At 48.0% G+C, this 20,357-nt stretch carries 18 protein-coding genes; 12 read left to right on the top strand and 6 right to left on the bottom strand.

Features of this window, described 5'->3' with window-relative positions:
- Nucleotides 1-715: 715 nt before the first annotated feature.
- The 6 genes from SPB21_RS09095 (at nucleotide 716) to SPB21_RS09120 (ending at nucleotide 8,946) form a co-directional block, all read left to right on the top strand.
- Complete coding sequence (locus SPB21_RS09095; protein ID WP_499866368.1) at nucleotides 716-2,389, top strand: BCCT family transporter; 1,674 nt, start codon at nucleotides 716-718, stop codon at nucleotides 2,387-2,389.
- 242 nt (nucleotides 2,390-2,631) lie between these two features.
- Nucleotides 2,632-3,399 carry a GntR family transcriptional regulator gene (locus SPB21_RS09100; RefSeq protein WP_250564959.1) on the top strand — a complete coding sequence of 256 codons (768 nt, stop codon included), beginning with the start codon at nucleotides 2,632-2,634 and terminating at the stop codon, nucleotides 3,397-3,399.
- Between the two features lie 46 nt (nucleotides 3,400-3,445).
- Complete coding sequence (locus SPB21_RS09105; protein WP_499866369.1) at nucleotides 3,446-5,473, top strand: dynamin family protein; 2,028 nt, start codon at nucleotides 3,446-3,448, stop codon at nucleotides 5,471-5,473.
- Nucleotides 5,474-6,015: 542 nt separating this feature from the next.
- Nucleotides 6,016-6,633 carry a helix-turn-helix transcriptional regulator gene (locus tag SPB21_RS09110; RefSeq protein ID WP_163664944.1) on the top strand — a complete coding sequence of 206 codons (618 nt, stop codon included), beginning with the start codon at nucleotides 6,016-6,018 and terminating at the stop codon, nucleotides 6,631-6,633.
- A 167-nt stretch (nucleotides 6,634-6,800) separates the two neighbouring features.
- Entirely contained in the window at nucleotides 6,801-7,649 is an 849-nt protein-coding gene (locus tag SPB21_RS09115; protein WP_499866370.1) for an HAD family hydrolase, read from the top strand.
- Entirely contained in the window at nucleotides 7,642-8,946 is a 1,305-nt protein-coding gene (locus SPB21_RS09120) for a glycoside hydrolase family 10-like protein (protein WP_499866371.1), read from the top strand. The genes SPB21_RS09115 and SPB21_RS09120 overlap by 8 nt, the downstream gene beginning before the upstream one ends.
- A 131-nt stretch (nucleotides 8,947-9,077) precedes the next feature.
- On the opposite strand, the gene SPB21_RS09125 is transcribed toward SPB21_RS09120, so the two are convergent.
- Nucleotides 9,078-10,049, bottom strand: coding sequence for a phycobilisome rod-core linker polypeptide (locus tag SPB21_RS09125; protein WP_499058682.1), 972 nt, complete (start codon nucleotides 10,047-10,049; stop codon nucleotides 9,078-9,080).
- A 685-nt stretch (nucleotides 10,050-10,734) separates the two neighbouring features.
- Between SPB21_RS09125 and SPB21_RS09130 the strand changes: the two genes are divergently transcribed.
- Nucleotides 10,735-11,415 carry a YHS domain-containing (seleno)protein gene (locus tag SPB21_RS09130; protein WP_499866372.1) on the top strand — a complete coding sequence of 227 codons (681 nt, stop codon included), beginning with the start codon at nucleotides 10,735-10,737 and terminating at the stop codon, nucleotides 11,413-11,415.
- An 80-nt stretch (nucleotides 11,416-11,495) separates the two neighbouring features.
- On the opposite strand, the gene ltaE is transcribed toward SPB21_RS09130, so the two are convergent.
- From ltaE to SPB21_RS09145, 3 genes are all read right to left on the bottom strand, one after another.
- The gene (ltaE, locus tag SPB21_RS09135; RefSeq protein WP_163664933.1) at nucleotides 11,496-12,524 is read right to left on the bottom strand and encodes a low-specificity L-threonine aldolase; all 1,029 of its coding nucleotides are present in this window, start codon (nucleotides 12,522-12,524) and stop codon (nucleotides 11,496-11,498) included.
- Between the two features lie 22 nt (nucleotides 12,525-12,546).
- On the bottom strand, nucleotides 12,547-12,972 hold the full coding sequence (locus SPB21_RS09140; protein ID WP_163664932.1) for a thiol-disulfide oxidoreductase DCC family protein: 426 nt from the start codon (nucleotides 12,970-12,972) through the stop codon (nucleotides 12,547-12,549).
- A 111-nt stretch (nucleotides 12,973-13,083) separates the two neighbouring features.
- Nucleotides 13,084-14,451: a (Fe-S)-binding protein gene (locus tag SPB21_RS09145; protein WP_250565982.1), complete on the bottom strand. Its 1,368-nt coding sequence runs from the start codon at nucleotides 14,449-14,451 to the stop codon at nucleotides 13,084-13,086.
- A gap of 234 nt (nucleotides 14,452-14,685) precedes the next feature.
- Between SPB21_RS09145 and SPB21_RS09150 the strand changes: the two genes are divergently transcribed.
- From SPB21_RS09150 to SPB21_RS09160, 3 genes are all read left to right on the top strand, one after another.
- Complete coding sequence (locus SPB21_RS09150) at nucleotides 14,686-15,498, top strand: acyl-CoA desaturase (RefSeq protein ID WP_163702662.1); 813 nt, start codon at nucleotides 14,686-14,688, stop codon at nucleotides 15,496-15,498.
- Nucleotides 15,499-15,908: 410 nt separating this feature from the next.
- Nucleotides 15,909-16,847, top strand: a complete 939-nt coding sequence (locus tag SPB21_RS09155; protein WP_499866373.1) for a CHAD domain-containing protein — start codon at nucleotides 15,909-15,911, stop codon at nucleotides 16,845-16,847.
- 77 nt (nucleotides 16,848-16,924) lie between these two features.
- Nucleotides 16,925-17,122 (top strand): hypothetical protein, encoded by a 198-nt coding sequence (locus SPB21_RS09160; RefSeq protein WP_163702664.1) that lies wholly within the window; start codon nucleotides 16,925-16,927, stop codon nucleotides 17,120-17,122.
- A 263-nt stretch (nucleotides 17,123-17,385) separates the two neighbouring features.
- Here SPB21_RS09160 and SPB21_RS09165 read toward each other — a convergent pair whose 3' ends face one another.
- Nucleotides 17,386-17,919, bottom strand: a complete 534-nt coding sequence (locus tag SPB21_RS09165) for a pentapeptide repeat-containing protein (protein ID WP_163664923.1) — start codon at nucleotides 17,917-17,919, stop codon at nucleotides 17,386-17,388.
- Between the two features lie 560 nt (nucleotides 17,920-18,479).
- On the opposite strand from SPB21_RS09165, the gene SPB21_RS09170 reads away from it, so the two are divergent.
- Nucleotides 18,480-19,076, top strand: a complete 597-nt coding sequence (locus SPB21_RS09170) for a LabA-like NYN domain-containing protein (RefSeq protein ID WP_163664921.1) — start codon at nucleotides 18,480-18,482, stop codon at nucleotides 19,074-19,076.
- 273 nt (nucleotides 19,077-19,349) lie between these two features.
- Here SPB21_RS09170 and SPB21_RS09175 read toward each other — a convergent pair whose 3' ends face one another.
- On the bottom strand, nucleotides 19,350-19,604 hold the full coding sequence (locus SPB21_RS09175) for a hypothetical protein (RefSeq protein ID WP_006513927.1): 255 nt from the start codon (nucleotides 19,602-19,604) through the stop codon (nucleotides 19,350-19,352).
- Between the two features lie 253 nt (nucleotides 19,605-19,857).
- Between SPB21_RS09175 and SPB21_RS09180 the strand changes: the two genes are divergently transcribed.
- The gene (locus SPB21_RS09180) at nucleotides 19,858-20,328 is read left to right on the top strand and encodes a hypothetical protein (RefSeq protein WP_163664919.1); all 471 of its coding nucleotides are present in this window, start codon (nucleotides 19,858-19,860) and stop codon (nucleotides 20,326-20,328) included.
- Nucleotides 20,329-20,357 lie beyond the last annotated feature (29 nt).

Raw genomic sequence — 20,357 nt, forward strand, 5'->3', positions numbered from 1 at the left:
TCCCATCCGATGATAGACCCTCTCTGTAGGTCCCTAAGGATGTCATGGGTGACCCTACAGATATGTCTGGTTCTTACAGCTCGACAGAATCGCAAACGGATTTCGAAACAACACGGGGGATTCATATTCTGCCTCAATTGTCATGGACCCTGTCTAGATCAGTGACCGTCAAACTTAATACTTTTTAGTCTGTAAATCACAAATTTGAACTTGTAATTACAAGTCTTGAAAATAGGGAATATGGAGTATTTTTTCAATTTAGACTGTCATATTTTCGACAATTTTTAGATTTTTTCTAGAAGTCGTATTCAGTTTCTGGTGCATCATAAAATCTGAAACTTTTATTAAGATCTTCTCTATAACTCTCTATAAAAGGACATTAGCCTTCTAAAATTTCTAGGGATGTTTAATTTGAATCCAGGGTATCTAATCTAAATATTTTCAAGGTCTTCAGAAGCCTGGATTGTTAACCTACACAGTTGAAACATCCTCTAATAGTTAAATTTCAATCAGCAATCTATGGCATTCAAAACATGTAGTGACAACTGTAGAGATAAAGACAGAGGCTTAATAATGTGCCCTTTATCGTGCAGCTAACGTCGAAATCTGATGATGCGCTGCTGCTTTTAAGAACATCATCATTGTTGATCGAAATTTATGAATTTTTTCTTAGGGCACATAGCTATGTGCTCTAAGCATTGGAGTAGTACTACTTATGACCCATCAAGAACCTGGTGCTCAAGGGCAAGAACCTTTGAGCACACCGAGGTCGCATCGAAGTCGTCGTCAGCCTGGCGATCGCAACGTCACTGGCTATGGCTTTGATTTTCATCCGGAGGTATTTCTAGTTTCCGCTGGTCTCATTGTGCTGTTTGTGCTGGTGACCCTACTCTTTCGCGAGCCTGCCGAGACTGTTTTTGGAGATATTCAAACCTTTATTGCGGAGGCGATGGGCTGGTTTTTAATCTTGTCCGTCAGCATTTATCTAGGGGTGGCTATTCTTCTCGCCTTTAGTAAATTTGGCAGAATTCGTTTGGGCGGCCAAAACGCTAAACCTGAGTTTCCCACCTTTGCCTGGATTGCCATGTTAATCAGTGCGGGTATGGGAATTGGCCTGATGTTTTGGAGCGTGGCCGAGCCCATCTACCACTTCCAGGATCCGCCCGCGCTCATTGGTGCCATTGAACCCTTGTCTCAAGATGCGGCCCAACAGGCCCTGGGGATTACCTTTTTTCACTGGGGTCTGCATGCCTGGGGTATCTATGCCATTGTGGGGTTGTCCTTGGGCTTTTTTGCTTATAACTGGGGGCTACCTTTAACCATTCGTTCCGTGTTTTATCCCATTTTGGGTGATCGTATTTACGGATGGGGTGGCAACGTCATTGATATTCTGGCCGTCGCTTCTACTCTTTTTGGATTAGCGACCTCCCTAGGCTTTGGTGTCCAACAGGTTAATGCAGGCTTTAACTTCCTGGTGGGTCTACCCATCAACACGCCCATCCAGATTGGTTTAATTGCCATTATTACGGGGTTTGCCACAGCGTCAGTTGTTTCTGGTTTAGACTCCGGTGTGCGCCGCTTGAGTGAACTCAATATGATTTTGGCGGCCATCTTTATGGCCTTTGTGTTGTTGGTGGGTCCCACCTTGTTTATTTTTGGTTCCTTTGTTCAGGTTGTTGGCTACTATGCGGCCTCCTTGCCCACCCTCAGCTTTTGGACGGAAACCTTTGAGGGAACAGCCTGGCAGAATAGTTGGACCGTATTCTACTGGGGATGGTGGATTTCCTGGTCTCCTTTTGTGGGTATTTTTATCGCCCGTGTTTCTAAAGGACGTACGGTGCGTGAATTTATCTTAGGTGTGTTGCTGCTGCCGACAACACTGACATTTTTGTGGATGTCGGTATTTGGTGGAACAGCCGTGTCAATGGAGTTGGGTGAACTATCGGGCACCATCAGCAAGGCGGTTAATGAAAATGTGGCCACTGCTTTATTTGTCATGTTGCAACAGCTGCCCCTAACGGCAATCACCTCCTTTGTGGGGATTTTGTTGGTGGTGGTTTTCTTTGTGACCTCGTCGGATTCTGGTTCTTTAGTCGTGGATAGTTTGACGTCTGGTGGAAAGTTAGATTCCCCTGTACCGCAACGGGTGTTTTGGGCGGTAATAGAAGGTGTTGTTGCTGCGGTGCTGTTGTTAGGAGGAGGTCTACAGGCGTTGCAAACGGCATCCATTGCCACGGGTTTACCATTTGCGATTGTGTTGTTGGTGATGTGTTTCAGCTTGTATAGGGGGCTAAGTCAGGAGTTGGCGATGATTGAGGGAAAAGAGTTGCAGATGGCTAAAGAAAAAGAGTTGCAGATGGCTGAAGGAGTTGTTGAGGAAGCGGTTTAGGAGGTGTTGGTTTGAAGTGAGGGGCTCAGGGCTTTCCTCCCTTTCGGAGGAAAGCCCTGAGCTATCCCATAGCCCCAGCGAAGTAGATTGCCCCCCCCAGCCAACAATAAACCGAACATATCTGCGACTGGACCAGTGAATTATATTCCCAATAAAGTTAATTGATTTCAATCCATTAAAAACTAGGGTCTTTTTTTCCGGTAGGATGTCTGGAGTAACCCCTGGAAATGACTTTACACCCTATGGTTCCAAGTGAGCCAGGTGCAGCCAAACAACCACTGCACATGGTTATTTCAGAGCAGTTAAAAGAAAAAATTGAAGCGGGTCAATATGAGCCGGGGCAACGGTTGCCCAGTGAATTTGATCTTGGAGAACTCTTTGGCGTTAGCCGTACTACGATCCGCAAAGCCATCTTAAACCTGATTCAGCAAGGTCTGGTTAGAAGTCAGCGGGGTAAAGGTAGTTTTGTCAGCGGTCATCACAAGATCAACATTTCTATCTCTAACCCCATGACCCATTTCGATATTGCTTTTCGGGAACAGGGTTATGAGGGACGAATCCAATCGTTAAAATTTCAGCTAACCCAGGCATCTGCTGAACTAGCACACACCCTCGCCGTTGCTCAAGGAACCCATGTGTATGAGCAAGAGAAAATCATTTACGCTGACGATAGTCCCATTGCTCTAGAAATTGACTATTTCCTTGAGACAATTGGTGCATCCCTGGCAGACCAGTTGCAGCAAGGGTTTACGTACAGCACATTAAAGGCTAACGGCGTTAATCTCAGTACTGGTAAAGTGACGTTGGGGACTGTACCTGCCACCTATGAGTTGACCAAGCACTTAAATATCCCGTTAGGCATGCCGTTGCTAGTGCTTGATTTTGTTGTTTTTTCAGATAACCTGCAGCCGGTTGTGTGTGGCAAGGTGCTGTCGCATTCTAACTGGCTTTGTTACACATCTGAGATCACAGATCTCAATTTTGGGGATTTGAGGCACACTGGGTTGTAGGTATAGTCGGATAATCCTTCGCTTTTAGTAGTTCTAGCGTGCTTTTATGGTCACACCCCAGGCAGCAAACGGTTCCAATGCTCACCCGCAAATGGCAGGCAGCCTTGATGCACTTATCCATAGTCGCAAGCAGGCAGCCCAGGTTTTAAGTCAAATTGCGATCGCAATGGACCGGGCTGAAACTACGGAGCGGTCTGGCCAACTGGGGTTAACCCGCCACATTCGTACCCTAAAAAGTACGGCGGAGCAGCTACAGCAGGGCAAATATCGCATCGTGGTACTGGGTGAAATGAAGCGGGGTAAGAGCACCCTGATCAATGCTCTGGTGGGAGAGGCGCTGCTGCCAAGTGATGTCAATCCCTGCACGGCATTATTGAGCCTGCTACGCCACGGCCCAGAGCAACGGGTGATGGTGCACTATACCGATGGCAAATCCCCTAAAGCCATTGATTTTGATACCTTCCGTGCTGACTACACGATTCCTGCCGATGAAGCCCGGCATCTGGAAACCAATGCGTTCCCTGACATTAGCCATGTGGTGATTGAATGCCCGGCTCCGCTGCTGGCATCGGGACTAGAAATCGTTGATACCCCAGGCCTCAATGATACTGAAGCCCGTAACCAACAGGTGCTGAGCTATTTAAACGAAGCCCAGGCCGTTGTGTTTGTGCTGGATGCGTTGCAGCCGATGACATTGGACGAGCGGCGCTACTTGCAAAACTATATTCAAGGCCGCGATCTGGATTGCTTTTATGTGGTCAATGGCTGGGACCGGATTAAAGTCGGCCTGGTTAATCCGGAGGATGCAGCCGCGTTGACTGAAGCGGAACAGCGTCAGCGTCAGGTATTTGCCCAGAGCCTGCCCGAAGATGCCAGCTGGTTTGAGGTATCAGCCCTAACGGCCCTGCGTCAGCGGCGTCAGGGAAAGTCCCTGGCCGGTAGCGGTGTGGATAAGTTTTTAACCGAGCTGGAGTCCTTTTTAACCCAAAGCCGTGGTCAAGCAGAGATTCGGCGGGCGGCCAAGCTCGCCCATCGGGCCTACAGCGCGGTGCAAGAATCGGTGGCCCGGCGGATTCCTTTACTAGATGAAGATCTAAGTGAACTACAGCAACGGGTCGCTTCAGTTGAGGAGGAATTTGGCAAGCTGGAGAAGATTCGGGATAATTACCGACAGCTGATTCGGGGAAGATGCGATCGCACGGCTAAAGCCATTGCTGATTCCTTCAAAACCTATATCCTCAATTTAGAAGAAACCTTCGAGACCGATTTTGTTGCTTCCCAGCCCGATCTGGATTTTCTTGATTTTCTAGATGAAGATGCACGGGATGACTTTTACAAAGAATTCAAGCGTGCCTTTGAGCGTTATATTAACGATCGTCTAGCTGCCTGGGAGTTTACCGCCAAGCAAAAGATTGGTCAGTCCTTTGACGAGCTCAATGAGAGTGCTGCGGATTATCAGGTAGCCTATGCCGAAGTGGTCGAAGTAATCCACGAGAAAATGATGGGGCGTAAATTCTATGCCCCCAGCACAGACACTGCAGATGAAGCGCGTCCTTGGATTGATAATATTCGCGATCTCTTTGATGAGATTCCCGACACGTTGAACGATGCGATCCAGCCCTTTAATCATTTTTGGCAATCAGTGTTGCAGATGGCGGTGAGCTATGTGTGTATTGTGATTGCGCTACAGATTTTAGGGTTATTGTTTAGCAGTTTGTTCTTAAATATTATTGGTGTGATTGCTGCTGCGGGTGGCGTTTTAGCAGTGCAAGCAGAGTTTGTGCGTCAAGAATTTATCAAGGCAACGCGCAAAGAGTTTGTGAAGCACTTGCCCCAGATTGCAGCGGACCAGTGGCAGTCAATTTACAAGGCGGTAACAGATTGTTTTGGTACCTATGAAGAACGGGCAATTGAGCGGATTAGCAGTGATATTGCAGCGCGACGTTTGGAGTTAAGCAGCCTGGTGGAGAAAAAGCAACAGAATGAGATTAATCGCGAGCAAACGGTAGAGCGATTGAAATCATTGGAAGACAGTATTCAGCAAGAATTAGAAGTATTACAGGGGATGGTGTAACGGTAGGGTGGCAGTTCCCTACGGATATCCTTTGCCTATACTCTGACCCTACATCTGCCCACCATAACCTATGGTAGCTACTCCAGACGAGTTAGCCACATCAGGTTTCTCTTTACCCATGCGTTACGAGGTAAAAAACTCAGCTAGGTACTCTCTCTCAGTCTCGTCGTAAGCACCGTGAAAGTGATGATTGGCAACGATGTTGCTTTTGATGGTTGGGAGAGATGGGCAGCCCCTTTGCAGTTTTCTGCAATATTATTCATCGAAAAATGGCAATAAAGTGCAGTCTCAATTGTCCAGAAACAGCAATGATATTCAGGGGCTAATTCCTCATAATTCTCATAAAGACAAGTTGGTATCGAAGATTATTCTTACTCTGTTTGAGAATCTGCTGCTGGGACTCAACTAGCTACTCAGCCCGGTTGAGCCTGTTTTGCTGACGCTGTAAGACATTTATTCAAAGCCAAATTTTTGAGCAACCGTTTGAACAGGCTTCAAACACCTGATTGTTGTACCTCACTGTTGAACCTGTGCGTAGCCCCATGACTTCTCAAAACCCTAACCAGCTATCTCAACCATCATCGCCCTTAGGTGTCCATGGCCCTAACCGTGAACTGATGGATGCTATTATCACCAGCTGGATTGATGGCATTCTGATTTTGACGAAAACGGGTGAGTTAGTGCGCAGTAACTCCATTGCAAAACAAATTTGCGATCGCATCACCCAAACCGATTCTGGCCAGATCCCCAAAGAAATCTGGCGCACCTGTCGGGTACTGATTCAAGGCTGTAACGAGTATACCGAGGGTCCAGTGGTTGCCGAATCAGAACTCAGTGTGAAACCCCACGAACATTTTCGCATTCGTGCCCGATGGTTTGATTTTGGTGACCATGGCAACAATGCTTACATTTTGGTGATCTTAGAAGATCAAAACTATTCCAAACGGAATTTGGCCATTACTGAAGTGGATCGCTATGGTCTCAGTCCCCGTGAGGCAGAAGTATGGTTGCTACACCGCACGGGCTACACCTATCGAGAAATTGCTGCCGAGCTATACATTGCCGTGAATACGGTGAAGAGACACATCAAGAAGATCTATGTCAAACGACATATGGCCTTGGTGAAAGAAGAGACTTACACCGATAACCTGGCCAGTTAACCATGTCAGCTAACAACGTCAAGCAATTCTTTAGCATGGTGGACAAATGTAATCTTTAGGAGCCCACCGCTAGACAATGGCACCCATAGCTGCCATAACTAGGTGGGACAAAGCCTCGCTTGTATGATTTTCCTCAACTCTGAGGAGTATTGGACTCAAGATTGCCCATGCCCACACTGTATGTTTCAGATCTCGATGGCACGTTACTAACACCAACGGCCACTTTGTCCACTTACACCCGAGCCACTCTCAAGCGCCTACTAGACTCTGGTTTACCATTTACCGTCGCCACGTCCCGCAGTGTCAGTTCGGTTGGCCCCATTTTTCAGGGCGTATCACTGCCATTACCGGTTATTGAGCTAAATGGTGCCTATATTACTGACTTGACCACCGGGCAGCATCTGATTGTGAATGACATTGCCACGGAGCTGGCCATAAAAATTCTAAAGTTAGTGCAAGATTATGACGTTAAACCGCTGATTTCTAGTTATAACGGTCAAGATGACCATGTCTATTTCACCCATGATGTGAATCCAGGCATCCAATGGTACATCGATGATGCTGAGCGTAATGAAGATGGCCGTTGGCACTGTCGGACTGACTTAACGGAAATCTTTGACGAACAGGTGATGCGGTTTACACTGATTGATACGAAAGCGCGTTTAACCCATCTAGAACAAGCGTTGAATCAGCACTTTCCTGGCTGTCTTGATATGCATCTATTTGAAAATCCCTATCAGCCTGATTGGTACTGGCTGACTCTACAGGATCGATCGGCAACTAAAGCAAATGGTATTCGTGAATTGCAAGCATTTCACAAGCTGCATGATCACGATCTGACCGTGTTTGGAGACCACAACAACGATATTTCCATGTTTCAACTGGCCGATGTGGCAGTGGCAACGGCGAATGCGACGCTAGAACTACAGCAACATGCAACCGAAATCATTGGTCACCACAGTGAAGATAGCGTAGTGAAATACTTAGAATCCCGTTGGTCAATGGTGAATGTCTGAAGCTAAGTCCCCTGGTAAATCATCCAGGACCTCCCCTGCTAAATCATCGAAGCAGTCACGCTTGTTACTACGGGCTAAATTAGCCAGACGTAGGCGACGGCGCTATTGGGCCTTAGGCATTGCGGCGGTGTGGCTTGTGTTGGCCTGTTGGCAGGCTCCAGCGGTCAAGTTGACCACCAGCAACCAGATTCGCGGTGTGTGGATGACCAATGTGGCGACGGCTATGAACTACTTCAGCTTTCGCCTGGATGATGCGGTGGCTAACCTGGCGGAGCATCGGATCAATACACTCTATCCCAGCGTTTGGAACCAGGGGTATACGCTGTATCCCAATGAGGTGACTAAAAAAGCGGGCGGGCGATGTTGCGATCGCATCGCCAATGTCCCTTTCTACCCCTTTGATGATATTCTCCATAGCCTCACCCGTCAGGCCCACCGCCACAACATGCGCCTGATCCCTTGGTTTGAGTATGGCCTCATGGTGCCAGCAACATCGCCCATTGCCAGGGCCCACCCCGAGTGGTTAACCACTAACCGAGCAGGCGCTAGTATTCCGGCACCGCTATCGGCCCATCCATTGCTGCCGCAGCCCCTAAAAAACGTCCAAATGGAGATTACCGGTGGCAATATTGCCTGGCTTAACCCCATGCACCCAGAGGTACGCCAGTTCATGATCGACTTGATTGTCGATGTGGTCAAGCGCTATCCAGTGGACGGTATCCAGTTGGACGATCACTTTAGTTTGCCAATGTCCATGGGCTACGACCCTTATTCAGTGCAGCTCTATAAAGACACCCATGGCGGTGCGCCACCCCCCGATGATCCCAGTGCTCCGGGTTGGGTTGCCTGGCGGGCCCACGCCATTACTACGCTACTAACCGACATCACCCAAGCGGTCAAAGAGGTACGCCCAGAAGCGATTATTTCAGTTTCTCCCAATCCACCTGGGTTTGCCTATCGCAAGTACCTTCAAGACTGGGTCCAGTGGGTCAATTTAGGCATCGTCGATGAAGTGGTCGTGCAGCTTTACCGTGACGACCTCAGCATCTTTGAAAAAGACTTGTATAGCAGCGGGTTTCATAACCTGCGTAACCAGGTTCCCATTGCCATTGGTCTCTACACAGGGCCACTGGCAGCAGCAAAAGATTTCAATCGTACAGTAGATGAAATTTCAGCTGTACAGCAGGCAGGTTACCGTGGTGTTGCCTTTTTCTCATGGGAAACAACATTCTGGGTCCTGAGAAAAGCGACTGACCTAGAAGTGAGACAAACCCTAGAGCGCTTGTTTCAGTCTTAACAGTGAGATGATGCCTTGGGCACACCCTGGAATATCAGGTGATATCAAAACTTCCTAAAATACACTTGTGCTTCTCCCTAGATGTTAGGGAGAAGCACAAGGAAGGGACAAGCTTAACCAAGCTATGACACTTAGTAATTAAGAGGTGCAAGACCTTTTCTAGCGCGCATTTCTCCTAGCAGTTCCCGAGCAATGCTGTACAGCTCCTTAGGTACGCGGGGTATGGACGTTTTAACCAACTCTGCTGAATAGGAATCAGGGATCGCCCTGATGTCAGGAATCTCACCAGGTCCCTCAGACAGTAGATTGGGCTTCAAGCCAGGGTTATCGCCGCCAAACCTAGACTTATCGCTCCCACAAGCAGCACCAAATAGGGAAAATGAGCGAGTGTAGCCTAATCCGTTGACACCAGTCTGAGTGTTATAGCCCCTGGGATAGGGCACATACATATCTCCAAACGTTTGGAAATACTCATCGCTATCTAAATAAGCATCAATTTCAGCGTCGAAACCACCCTCTGCAATGATTTGAATATGCTCGGAAATTTCCGCATAGTTCTTAGGGGCACGGCCCAGCAGATGCTTGAAATTCAATTCAATGGCAGTCACATTGGGATGCTTTTCCCAGAACAATGATCTGTAGTGATCAGACTTAGCCAGAGCCCGAATAAACTCAAGCACGCTAATTTCGCCGCTGCGCACTTTTGATTCGGCAATGGTGCAACGCTCAGACTCCATTAGATGAGCATTACCAAAAACCTGTTTGTAAGCCGCAGCAATCACCAAATCGGCATTCCCTTGGGATAGGGCATCGCCAGTGTATTCAGCGACAACACTGCCAGCAATGGCGTCGCGATATTTCGTCGGTAAAGTTTTAGCCTTATCTTCTGGGGCTGTCCAAATTTGAATCCGACCGTCTACCTCCTTACTGGCTACAGGTTTCGGAGCAGCGACGGCCTTAGGCGTAGGTGATGTGACAGGGGCTGGTGCGGCTACAGCTTTAGGCTCACTCGCCTGCTTGGCTTCAGTTGGTTTTTTTCCATTCAGTACTGGCAGCTTGAGGTTCTTAGATTGTTCTAAGACGCCAGATAACCCTTTAAGCATTTCCTAAGCCCTTTAGAAAAAACAAATTTGACAACCTCACACACTTAACGGACTCTGTTTAGTCTCATTAAGGACGTAAATTAAATTTTTATTCTCCCACAAAGTAAGGAGCTAAAAACTCGCTGAAAACCTACAGGGGACGTAGATTACAGGGCCAATCCTATCAGCGTGACTGGTGCCTCGTCAATGAACGTTGAATGCAGCAAATGCTGACTGCCAGGGTGGATATGGCTTACTTTTCTATCCTTCAAAATCATTGAAGAGTAAGGGCTTGGTTGAATTAGTCCCAAGTTATATCAGCTGAGATACTCTCTGATTTGATCCTTTGGATGGGCATTCAAATAGCTGGTTCGCTACTTTAGAAAATTAAAAAACGTAACAAAACGTAAAATCACATGGGTATTGCCTAGGTTTGAGGGGAGCCTGTGGTAGTGACTGATCTGCTGCACAGGCTAACAGGTGAGCAGTTTGGATACGATGTGACGGCATGGCAACAGTGATGGGCCAATCAGCATGAGGGCTCATTATATGAGAAGGGCTCATTATATGAGAAGGGCTCATTGAATAACGGACTAAAGCTCATGGTTAGTTCAGCGCAATCTCAGGTTCAAGCATGGAGTTGATGCCAATATATCCCTGGTGCTGCCAACGTAATACCCTCTAGCCTTTAGGAAGTATCAGGTCCATGAAAATTAAGTATTTTTCTACTCTGATTGCCGCTTCGATTGTTAGTTTTACAGCTGTCGTGGCTCCAACTCAGTTCATCCCTGCCCAGGCCAATCCTTGCGCTGCTGGCGTTGTTAATCCTTGTGCGGCGACCCCTTGCGCTGGCGCTGCAAATCCTTGTGCGGCGACCCCTTGCGCGGCGGCCCCTTGCGCTGGCGCTGCAAATCCTTGTGCGGCTGATCCTTGTGCAGCCTCTGTAGCTGCTGCGATCCCAACCGTTTTCTCCGATCCTCAGGCAGAGGATAATCTTGCTATTCGAGGGTATGACCCAGTGGCTTATTTTACGGTTGGTGCGCCGGTTGAAGGCAGCGGCGACTATGCGTATGAGTGGAACGGTGCTACCTGGCGTTTCTCTAGTGCGGCTAATAAAGAACTGTTTGCTAGTAACCCCGAAGCCTATGCCCCCCAGTATGGTGGCTACTGTGCAAAGGCTTTGAGTGAAGGAAATCTGGCTTCAACAGTACCTGAGGCTTGGGATATTGTTGATGGTAAACTCTATCTCAACTACAGTCTGGATGTTCAAACGCAGTGGAAAGGAGATATTCCTGGCAACATTTCTAAAGCAGATTCTAAGTGGCCCAGCATTTTAGAGACTTCCAATGTTGTTTACTACGACACTGTTGGAGCCGTCTATTTCTAGGTTTGGATTCTTTTTGTCCTTGACACCCCTAAAGCAGTTGTTATATCAGGATACCCTTTCCCGATAGAGAGAGTTTTCTTTTAACTTTCATTGAGGGAAAGGTCCACCAGATCTGGAACCTGTAAAATCTGCTCCTCTGTTACCATTAAATTAGTCACGGCCCGAATAGACTTTGGCCCCACCGGTAAAACATAAACGCCTTTTAGCTTAAGACGATCTACCAGCACCTGAGCGCGTAACATTTTTGTGTGAAAAACAACAATGTTGGTTTCCACGGCTGTAGGGTCAATGATAATTTCTGGAATTTCTGCCAGACCTTTGGCTAAGGTTTGGGCGTTAAGATGATCTTCTTTTAGATGGGCGCGATGGTGCTTAAGGGCATAGATGGCCCCTGCCGCCATCATGCCTGCCTGTCGCATACCACCGCCAAACATTTTGCGGAAGCGTCGGGCTCGCTTAATAAAGTCATGGGACCCAGCCAGGGCAGAGCCGATGGGCGCACCGAGACCTTTGGAAAAACATACGCTGACGGAATCAAAGGCTTTAACGTATTGCTCCTCAGGGGTGTTGGTGGCAATGCAGGCATTCCACAGTCGGGCACCATCAAGGTGAAGCTTGAGACCGTGCTGTTTGCAGACCTGCGCGATCGCATCTATCTCGGACAGGGGATAAATCTTGCCCCCACCTCGGTTATGGGTATTCTCTAGACAGACTAATTTAGTCTTTGGAAAATGAACATCGGCGGGACGCAAAACCGTTTCCACATCTGCCGCCGTGAAAACGCCACGATCTCCGTTGATCAGGCGACACATCACACCGGATAGGGCAGCGGGACCCCCACCTTCGTAATAGTAAATGTGCGCCTGGGATTCTAAGATCACCTCATCGCCCGGTTCCGTATGGGTGCGCAGCGCAATCTGGTTGGTCATGGTGCCAGAGGGCATAAAGACCGCCGCTTCCTTGCCCAAAAGACCCGCCACAAATCGCTCTAGCTGCCGAACAGTGGGATCATCTCCCAGGACATCGTCCCCAACTTCAGCGGTGGCAATGGCTTCCCGCATACCACGGGTCGGTTGTGTAATGGTGTCGCTTCTCAGATCAATGGGCATGGGCTTGGTTGCTTCTGACCGATTACAACCGACAGGTTTCCTCAGGCTGGCACCGCTGGTTGCGTTGGGCAATTATAGTGGCTAAATCTGGGCGACCTGTGAGTTTTAAACGCCAGTCCGCCCAAATGTCGTAAATTTTGTCTATTAAAGGCCCCAGCACAGGCCACTGGGTAGGGGCATACATCCAGCCGATACCCAGTGTGGTATAGACTCGACGAAACACCTCAACATTTTGAATCACACTGCCATCGGGTAGGACCGCATGAATGCGAGCCATCGCTATTTCAAAGGAAACACCCCCGTTTGCAGCAGGATCATAATCGTCCGCAGCAATATCTGTAAAGACTACTAGGCCACGACCATTGTCCTTTTTTCGGAGAAAATTTACTTCGCGCAGACACAAAGGACAGTCACCGTCATAGAGCAGCTTAATTTTCCAGTCGGCCATGGGTGCAGATGCGTTTGTTTCCTTTGGTAGTCTAAAGGGATTTTCTGATTATTGCTGGTGGCTGGGTGATGGGATATCCTCACCCTCCAGCATCGCGATCGCACGTACGCTTCAATCTAGTTTTTCGCCACTAATGGCCTTATCCAGTAATTCAATTGGGTGCATCAGCGGCAGCGTTTTTCCCTGGAGCTCAAGATGCTTTTGAATCTGAAGGGCACAGCCTGGATTCGACGAAGCGATCAGGGCCGCTCCTGTATTCATCAAATTAGTCACCTTCATCTGGCCCAATTCATTGGCAACTTCCGGCTGCAGCATGTTGTAAACACCAGCGCTACCGCAGCAAAGTTCTGCATCAATGGGGTCAGCAACGCTGACGTTAGGAATTTGTTTAAGCAACTGGCGAGGCGGCTGGGTGATGCCCTGGCCATGGCGTAAATGACAGGCATCTTGATAGACCAGCTTGAGGGGGGTATCCGTCACAGCAGAGAGTTTGGCGGTTAACCCTACCTCGGCAAGAAACTCCTGGATATCGCGAACATTGTCGCTAAAAGCGACCGCTTTGTCGCAATAGTCGGGGTCGTCTTTAAGAATATGACCGTAGTCTTTTAAGGTGTGACCACAGCCAGCGGCATTGATAATGACGTAGTCTACGGCGGTGTCGGCGAAGCTGTCGATCATCTGACGGGCAAGGGCCTGGGCCTGGTCAGTTTCTCCCTGGTGAGCGGGCAGAGCGGAGCAGCAGCCCTGGCTTCTGGGAATCACCACTTCACAGCCGTTAGCGCTCAGTACGCGGGCCGTCGCCTCATTGACGTCAGAGAAAAAGACGCGTTGAACACAGCCCAGCACCATGCCAACTCGGTAGCGTTTTTTGCCTTGGGCAGGTACGGTTTCTGGCAGATTGTCTTGGAAGCACTTGGGAGTGACCGCAGGCAAGTTTGATTCCATCGCCGCCAGCTGCGGTGAAAAACGCTCTAATAGGCCGGTGCTGCGGATGACTTTCGATACCCCTAGCCATTGATATAGGGCAAGGGGGCCCAACAGCAGACGAATGCGGTCGGGGTAGGGAAATAAGGAGAAAATTAACTGTCGGATCAGGTTGATGGGGAGAGGGCGCTGATGGTTACGATTGACTTGCGATCGCACCGAGTCAATCAACCGGTCATATTGCACTCCAGACGGACAGGAAGTTGTACAGGCTAAACACCCCAAACAAGAATCAAAATGACTGGCCGATGCCGCAGACAGAGGGGCCTCTCCCTTGTTGATGGCATCCATCAAATAAATACGACCCCGAGGTGAATCAGTCTCTTTACCAATAACCCGATAGCTAGGGCATGTCGTCAGGCAAAATCCACAGTGGACACAGGCATCAATTAAAGATTGGTCAGGGGGCTCATGGGCATCAAACCCAACCGTGTTAGAGTCCAGGCCAGTATTAAGCTTAAGAGAGGCCGCCGTAGATGGTTCCGAAGTCTGCATTCAAAGGAGCAAGAGGCAATACTCTAACTAGCTTATCGTTTTCGTTATGATGTCATGGCTCTAAAACACCTTTTGTCGATTGAATAAGCTAATGAGGCAAATAAATATACTCCACACGAGTGGTCTGTACCTATGGTGGCAATGGCCTGGAAATGAAGCGATACAAGACGAATATGTTAGTCTGCCATAGGGGAACAACCCCTCAATCAGTCTTACTTATTTAGGTAATAATCCTTGGTTACTACAGCAGCTCTACCCACCCCACGGTTACGCTGGACGGTGGTTGTTTCAACGGTCATTCTTCACTTACTCGCTCTCCTAGCGCTGCTGCCAAGCAATTTTAGTTGGCGAGCCATTGGCATCGCTGTTTTTTTACATGCGTTGACTCAAGGTCTCGGCATTTCCCTCGGCTTTCACCGAATGGCTAGCCATCGCAGTTTGCGAGTACCTCTGTGGTTAGAACACCTGTTCATTTTGCTGGGTACCCTCGCCTTTCAGGGGGGCGTATATGGCTGGGTAGGGTATCATCGCCTGCATCACAAGCACACTGATCAAGCACTCGATCCCCACAGTGCTAGTAAGGGATTTTGGTGGAGCCATATCAACTGGCTAATGCATACGGTGCCTACCCAATCCTTGCTACCTCGCATGACCCAAGATATCCGTGACGATAAATTCTATCAGTTTTGCCATAACCACTACATCACACTACAGGTGGCTCTGGGACTGCTGCTATATCTAATGGGTGGCATGCCATTTCTTGTCTGGGGCATATTTGTCAGACTGCTCGTTAGCTTCCATGGCACTTGCTTTGTGAACAGCGCCTGTCATAAGTTTGGCTACCGTTCCACTGACACCGATGACATGTCTACCAACTGTTGGTGGGTGGCCATACTCACCTATGGTGAAGGCTGGCACAACAATCATCATGCCTGTCAGTCTTCTGCTTGTTTTCAGAAAAGCTGGTGGGAAATTGATCCCGTATGGCAAGTAATCCGATTGCTGCAGGCGGTTGGTCTGGCTCAAAAGGTGAAAACAGCCAATTAATGGAATTTCTGTAGGGGCTTACTTTTGATGTATCACAGGGGCAATCTGGGGGACCATAATGCCCGTTAAGGGACCGTTAAGCTCCTCCGGCTAGTATGACTAGCTGAGGGTTGCCCACTGCCCCCTTACTACGGACAGTATCTGAGTGTGCCGGGGCAGGCAGTGCTGACGACCGATGGAGTGGGGCTAAAAGTAAGGCTGACAGCGGTGTATGCAATTAGCAACCCAGCGATGGCCATTAATTTGAGCTATCGGCTGGGGCTCAAGATAATTCTGAAAATATAGCTAGAGAGCCTGCTTGATCGGTTGTTACCTATTCCTAATCAGGTGGAGAAATTCTAAGGAAAAACCACAGACTAAAGGCGATACGATAGGCTGAAATTGGCTCTATGAAATCAGGGGCGCATCGCATGAAACCCCAACTTGTGTCAACTATTGCCCAGCTACCGGTAAAAGAAAAACCCGAATGTGTTGGTGACTATGCCCACCAGGCCATCAAAAAATATGTTGATCATATTCTCCAGCACGAAAAGGGTGTGCTGGCCCATCATCACGATCCTGAATTTGTGCATCAAATGCGTGTAGGCTTGCGTCGTCTGCGGACGGTGCGAGCAGCCTTTGACTTTGCCTTGGTTTTACCCGATGCAGTTAGTGATCGTGCCCTGAAGCGGCTGGGCAAAGCTTTGGGGCGCATGCGAGACCTGGATATATTGCAAGGTTGGCTTAAAAAGTACAGTAACCAGACTAAGTTGAAAAAATCGGAAATAAAAGTGCTACGCACCTTAAACCGAACGCTGAAAAAGCAACGTAAGCAATGTCGGGTTCAAACTGACAAGCTACTGCGGAGTAAGGCCTATAAACAACTGTTCAAGGTCATCAAAAAATGGCTGAAACAGCCGCAATATCAGTCCGTATCGAGATTGCCTTTGACAGTCGCTTTGCCAGACGTTCAGTTGCCGATGATCTGTCAGCTATTGTTGCATCCTGGCTGGTTAGTGGTGGATGCAACTGACACAACTAAGCTTGAACAGGTCCATGATCTGCGCAAACACATTAAAGGTGCGCGTTATCAGATGGCATTATTTAGAGAGTTTTATGGCGAAGACTATAGAGCCCAGGTAAACACCTTCAGACAGATGCAGGATGTGCTGGGTGAATTGCAAGATGAATCAGTTGTGCAATCATTTTTGGTAACCATGCTCGGTTCTAAGTGGGCGAAAAAATTGCCTAGCTTACATCGGTGTTTTCAGAAGCAACATCATCAGCTATGGCAGCAGTGGTTAGAACTACGGCAGCCTTATGTGTCTGCAACCCAGCGTGATGCTTTACATCAGCTGTTCTTGGTGTAGCCAGATTCTACCCGCCCTCATAAAATCTTCAACTTTGTAGCCTATTAATGTAACAGCACTACAGGTTGGAGGTGACTATGAGTTACTGTATTTGTTGCAATAGTTCGCTGTTACGACATATTCGTCATGGTGAGGTGTATTTGTATTGTCCTGACTGCCGTCAGGAAATGCCGGAGGCGGATAGCTGTGGTGCCGATGAAGTGCATGCTGTGTTGAGTAATATGTTGTTTAGGCCGCTAGTCGTATCGGATGCTGAGGTTGTGGGGGCACACTGATGTACGCCCGAGGCAAAATAGTGGTAACTGTCTGAAATTTTCTTGTTGATATTGGCTATATCTTCAAATAGAACAGATATCTCTTTTTGATTGGGTAAGAGATTTGCATAAGAAAACGAATATCTCTGGAGGGACGTATTTCTTTGCGTTCTTTTTTTGTGGCCATTCTCAGGAGACCTAGGAAACAGGTAATTGATTATTGGCAAACAGCCTAAAAGGGCGCACAGCAGCGCGCCCCTACGGAGAAACACTTAGACTATTTTTTAATGTGCGCCCCAGGTAACCCAGCGATGAGCTGTGGTGTCTGCGCCATTCATGACAGGGGTTCTGAGATGGCAAAGGTTAGCACCGTCATGATCTACTTCCTCTAAGCCAGTTTCGTCTAAGCAGGCAGCGGTTAAGTTGGCATTACAGAAGTTAGCGCCACTGACAATGGCGGCGGTAAGATTAGCACCTCTCAAATCGGCTCCTTCTAAGTTGGCCATTCTGAGGTCGGCCTGGCTCAGGTCGGCTCCGACAAGACTCGTGCCTGACAGATCGGCCCCGATAAAGTTAGCGCCCATGAGCTTGCTACCGCTGAGGTCGGCCTTAGTGACATCGGCATCGGTGAGGTTGGCGCTGTTTAGGTCACTGCGGCTAAGGTCTGCATTGCTAAGGTCTGCGCCGCTGAGATCGCATTGGCTAAAGTCTACGCCGCTGAAGTGCGTTTGGCTGAGGTTGGCATTATGCAGGCTAACACCGGAGAAATCGCGGTAGCCTTGGTTATATTCGTGGCGGAGTTGTTGAATATTAATCATGGTGTGTCTCCTATAGGGGGTTGTCCAAGGTAAAGAGGTGGGGCTCTCTAACTGACATGAAACAGTTTGGCGCTATTGGCGGAATACCTACGACAGAGAATTGATACGATCTGTGGTTTGTTGTGATGGATCGTCACACAAATGTGCGATTAATGTGCGATTAATGATTCGCCGTTCGTCAACACTGTTCCTAACGGTATCCCTATCTTGGCGTACTTTATAAAAAGCGACACAGATTGTTAATGGATTGCAATGCCCCACGCTGATCTATGGGCAAGCAATACCTGTGGCATTTCAGAACTTTTTCATTTTTAGAAATTAGTGTGTGAAGTATAGCCATCTGTGTGATGCATCAGGTTGCTTATCCGTCAGCACTATAAAAAGAAAGCTTATGAAATATAACGAGAATGGTAACCCGTTCCCAACAAATGTTTACATCACACTTGAACATAGCGGCAACATTGAATTCAAGCCCATGGAGCCATAGGCAGATCGCACCTTCAAAGCTTGACGATCTGTGCTTATTCCCACCCCTCTGTAGAATTTAGTAGGTCCTAATTATGACGATTCATCAAAACAGTTTATCTAGCCTGCTGCCCCATCAGGATCGTGGTCGCACTGCCATCTTTATTGATGGCTCGCACCTGTTTTATGCGGCCTTACAGCTAGATATTGAGCTGGACTACACCCAATTGTTAGCAACGCTAACTTTGGATTCAAAACTTCTAAGGGCCTTTTTCTACACAGGTGTGGATAGCAATAACGAAAAACAACAGGGCTTTTTGCTATGGATGCGGCGTAATGGTTATCGAGTCGTTACCAAAGAGTTAGTGCCAATGCCTGATGGCTCTAAGAAAATTAATTTAGAGGTGGAAATGGTGGTTGATATGTTCACCCTGGCTCCTTACTATGACACCGCTGTTTTGGTCAGCGGTAACGGCCACTTGGCTTATGCCGTTGATGCTGTTAGTAGACAAGGGGTACGGGTCGAGGTGGTTGGTCTTAAATCTATGATGAGTGATTATTTGATCAATGTCGCCGATGCTTATCTAGATCTCTCCACCATAAAAACTGACATTCAAAAAGCTGTTCACAAAAGAATTACTAAGGCTAACGAAGATCACTATGTTTATCGGCCACTGACAGCTAGAGTATAATGAATTTGCCTGTGCAGGGGTGCTCAGATATCTTAAGACTATAGTGATTGCTGATTTAGAGGATGAACCAGTCTAGCGTCATTGCTATGTAACGGCCCCTCATCGCCAACCCCCTTCTAAAGATCAGCAATGCCAGAAATTTACATTCAGCCACCCTTGATTTAGCCTTAATCAGCTATATGGGTGGCTGAATTATAGATGATATTTTGGAATCACCCCGTTCCCCACCCATCTACAGCCTAAACCTGGGTCTTTATGTTTGGGCAGTCTCCTTTAGACGCATTCGCCAAAATGCTTTTGGATGGTTTTCACCGCTCTATCTAACTCATACAGAGCCGTCTCCATAATTATCACGCGACCATCGGGTAGATCTAGCCGCATGCTGATGCTGGTTCGTCCCGAGGCCATGCCCTTTGACATCGCCACAATTTCAACTGGAGCTGCCTCATTACCGAAATAGATCACTTCTTTCTCCAATAGATCATCCCAATGTTCTTCAGGTTCTAGAATTGTGTGAAATGTGAGCATTAGGATCTTCTCCCTTCATAATTTCCTCAGGCTCTTACCCTAGCGTTAAGTATGGCTTTCTTTATCTGGAAGGAAACACCCCATTACGGAAGCAAACCATGACACCTAAAAATGAAGCCGCTGGGGAGAAAGTTGCTATTATTTAAGCATTTAATTCTGAGACACTTGTGAAGGCATCTCCTGTTTGCCTCACAGGTTCCCCATGCTTTTTCCCTAAAGTAGCGATGTAGGCTAATTTAGGGAGTTAGAGGTAATGCAAAGCTCCACCGATCAAAATCTAAACAGTTACAACAATGAAGAAAAGTCTTTTCATCGACTAACGACGCTATGGCTAAGTGTAAAGGCCGGATTAATCTACTTTGTGACTGTTTTTGGAATAGGTTTTCTGTTGGGGTTCATTCGAGTGGTATGGATAGAGCCTCAATTTGGGGTCAGACTGGCTGAACTGTTGGAAATGCCTCTGATGTTAATGGCCGTTGTTATAGCTGCCTACTGGGTTGTGAAGCAACTAGCGGTGCCGCCGGTGCTATGGTCCAGGCTCAGCATGGGCTTAGTGGCACTGGCTTGTTTGCTGGGTGCAGAATGGGGCCTGGTTCTGGGGCTACGGGGACTTTCCATGGGTGAGTATATTGCTACTCGTGACCCCATAGCTGGTACGGTTTACTACATCATGCTTTGCTTGTTTGCGGTGATGCCCTGGCTGATTGTTCGGAAAGAACAATAGTCTTAGTGTCTGTCGATACTAAAAATCGA

Source organism: Leptothoe sp. ISB3NOV94-8A, from assembly GCF_043421595.1.
In the GTDB taxonomy this organism is placed as follows: Bacteria; Cyanobacteriota; Cyanobacteriia; order Phormidesmidales; family Phormidesmidaceae; genus Leptothoe; species Leptothoe turfae.

Coding starts and splice junctions, on each gene's coding strand:
- SPB21_RS09160 (WP_163702664.1), top strand. CDS start 16,925: ATGAGTTACTGTATTTGTTGCAATAGTTCGCTGTTACGACATATTCGT.
- SPB21_RS09100 (WP_250564959.1), top strand. CDS start 2,632: ATGGTTCCAAGTGAGCCAGGTGCAGCCAAACAACCACTGCACATGGTT.
- SPB21_RS09170 (WP_163664921.1), top strand. CDS start 18,480: ATGACGATTCATCAAAACAGTTTATCTAGCCTGCTGCCCCATCAGGAT.
- SPB21_RS09145 (WP_250565982.1), bottom strand. CDS start 14,451: ATGCAGACTTCGGAACCATCTACGGCGGCCTCTCTTAAGCTTAATACT.
- SPB21_RS09165 (WP_163664923.1), bottom strand. CDS start 17,919: ATGATTAATATTCAACAACTCCGCCACGAATATAACCAAGGCTACCGC.
- SPB21_RS09115 (WP_499866370.1), top strand. CDS start 6,801: ATGCCCACACTGTATGTTTCAGATCTCGATGGCACGTTACTAACACCA.
- SPB21_RS09095 (WP_499866368.1), top strand. CDS start 716: ATGACCCATCAAGAACCTGGTGCTCAAGGGCAAGAACCTTTGAGCACA.
- SPB21_RS09155 (WP_499866373.1), top strand. CDS start 15,909: ATGAAACCCCAACTTGTGTCAACTATTGCCCAGCTACCGGTAAAAGAA.
- ltaE (WP_163664933.1), bottom strand. CDS start 12,524: ATGCCCATTGATCTGAGAAGCGACACCATTACACAACCGACCCGTGGT.
- SPB21_RS09110 (WP_163664944.1), top strand. CDS start 6,016: ATGACTTCTCAAAACCCTAACCAGCTATCTCAACCATCATCGCCCTTA.
- SPB21_RS09120 (WP_499866371.1), top strand. CDS start 7,642: ATGTCTGAAGCTAAGTCCCCTGGTAAATCATCCAGGACCTCCCCTGCT.
- SPB21_RS09125 (WP_499058682.1), bottom strand. CDS start 10,049: ATGCTTAAAGGGTTATCTGGCGTCTTAGAACAATCTAAGAACCTCAAG.
- SPB21_RS09180 (WP_163664919.1), top strand. CDS start 19,858: ATGCAAAGCTCCACCGATCAAAATCTAAACAGTTACAACAATGAAGAA.
- SPB21_RS09105 (WP_499866369.1), top strand. CDS start 3,446: ATGGTCACACCCCAGGCAGCAAACGGTTCCAATGCTCACCCGCAAATG.
- SPB21_RS09130 (WP_499866372.1), top strand. CDS start 10,735: ATGAAAATTAAGTATTTTTCTACTCTGATTGCCGCTTCGATTGTTAGT.
- SPB21_RS09175 (WP_006513927.1), bottom strand. CDS start 19,604: ATGCTCACATTTCACACAATTCTAGAACCTGAAGAACATTGGGATGAT.
- SPB21_RS09140 (WP_163664932.1), bottom strand. CDS start 12,972: ATGGCCGACTGGAAAATTAAGCTGCTCTATGACGGTGACTGTCCTTTG.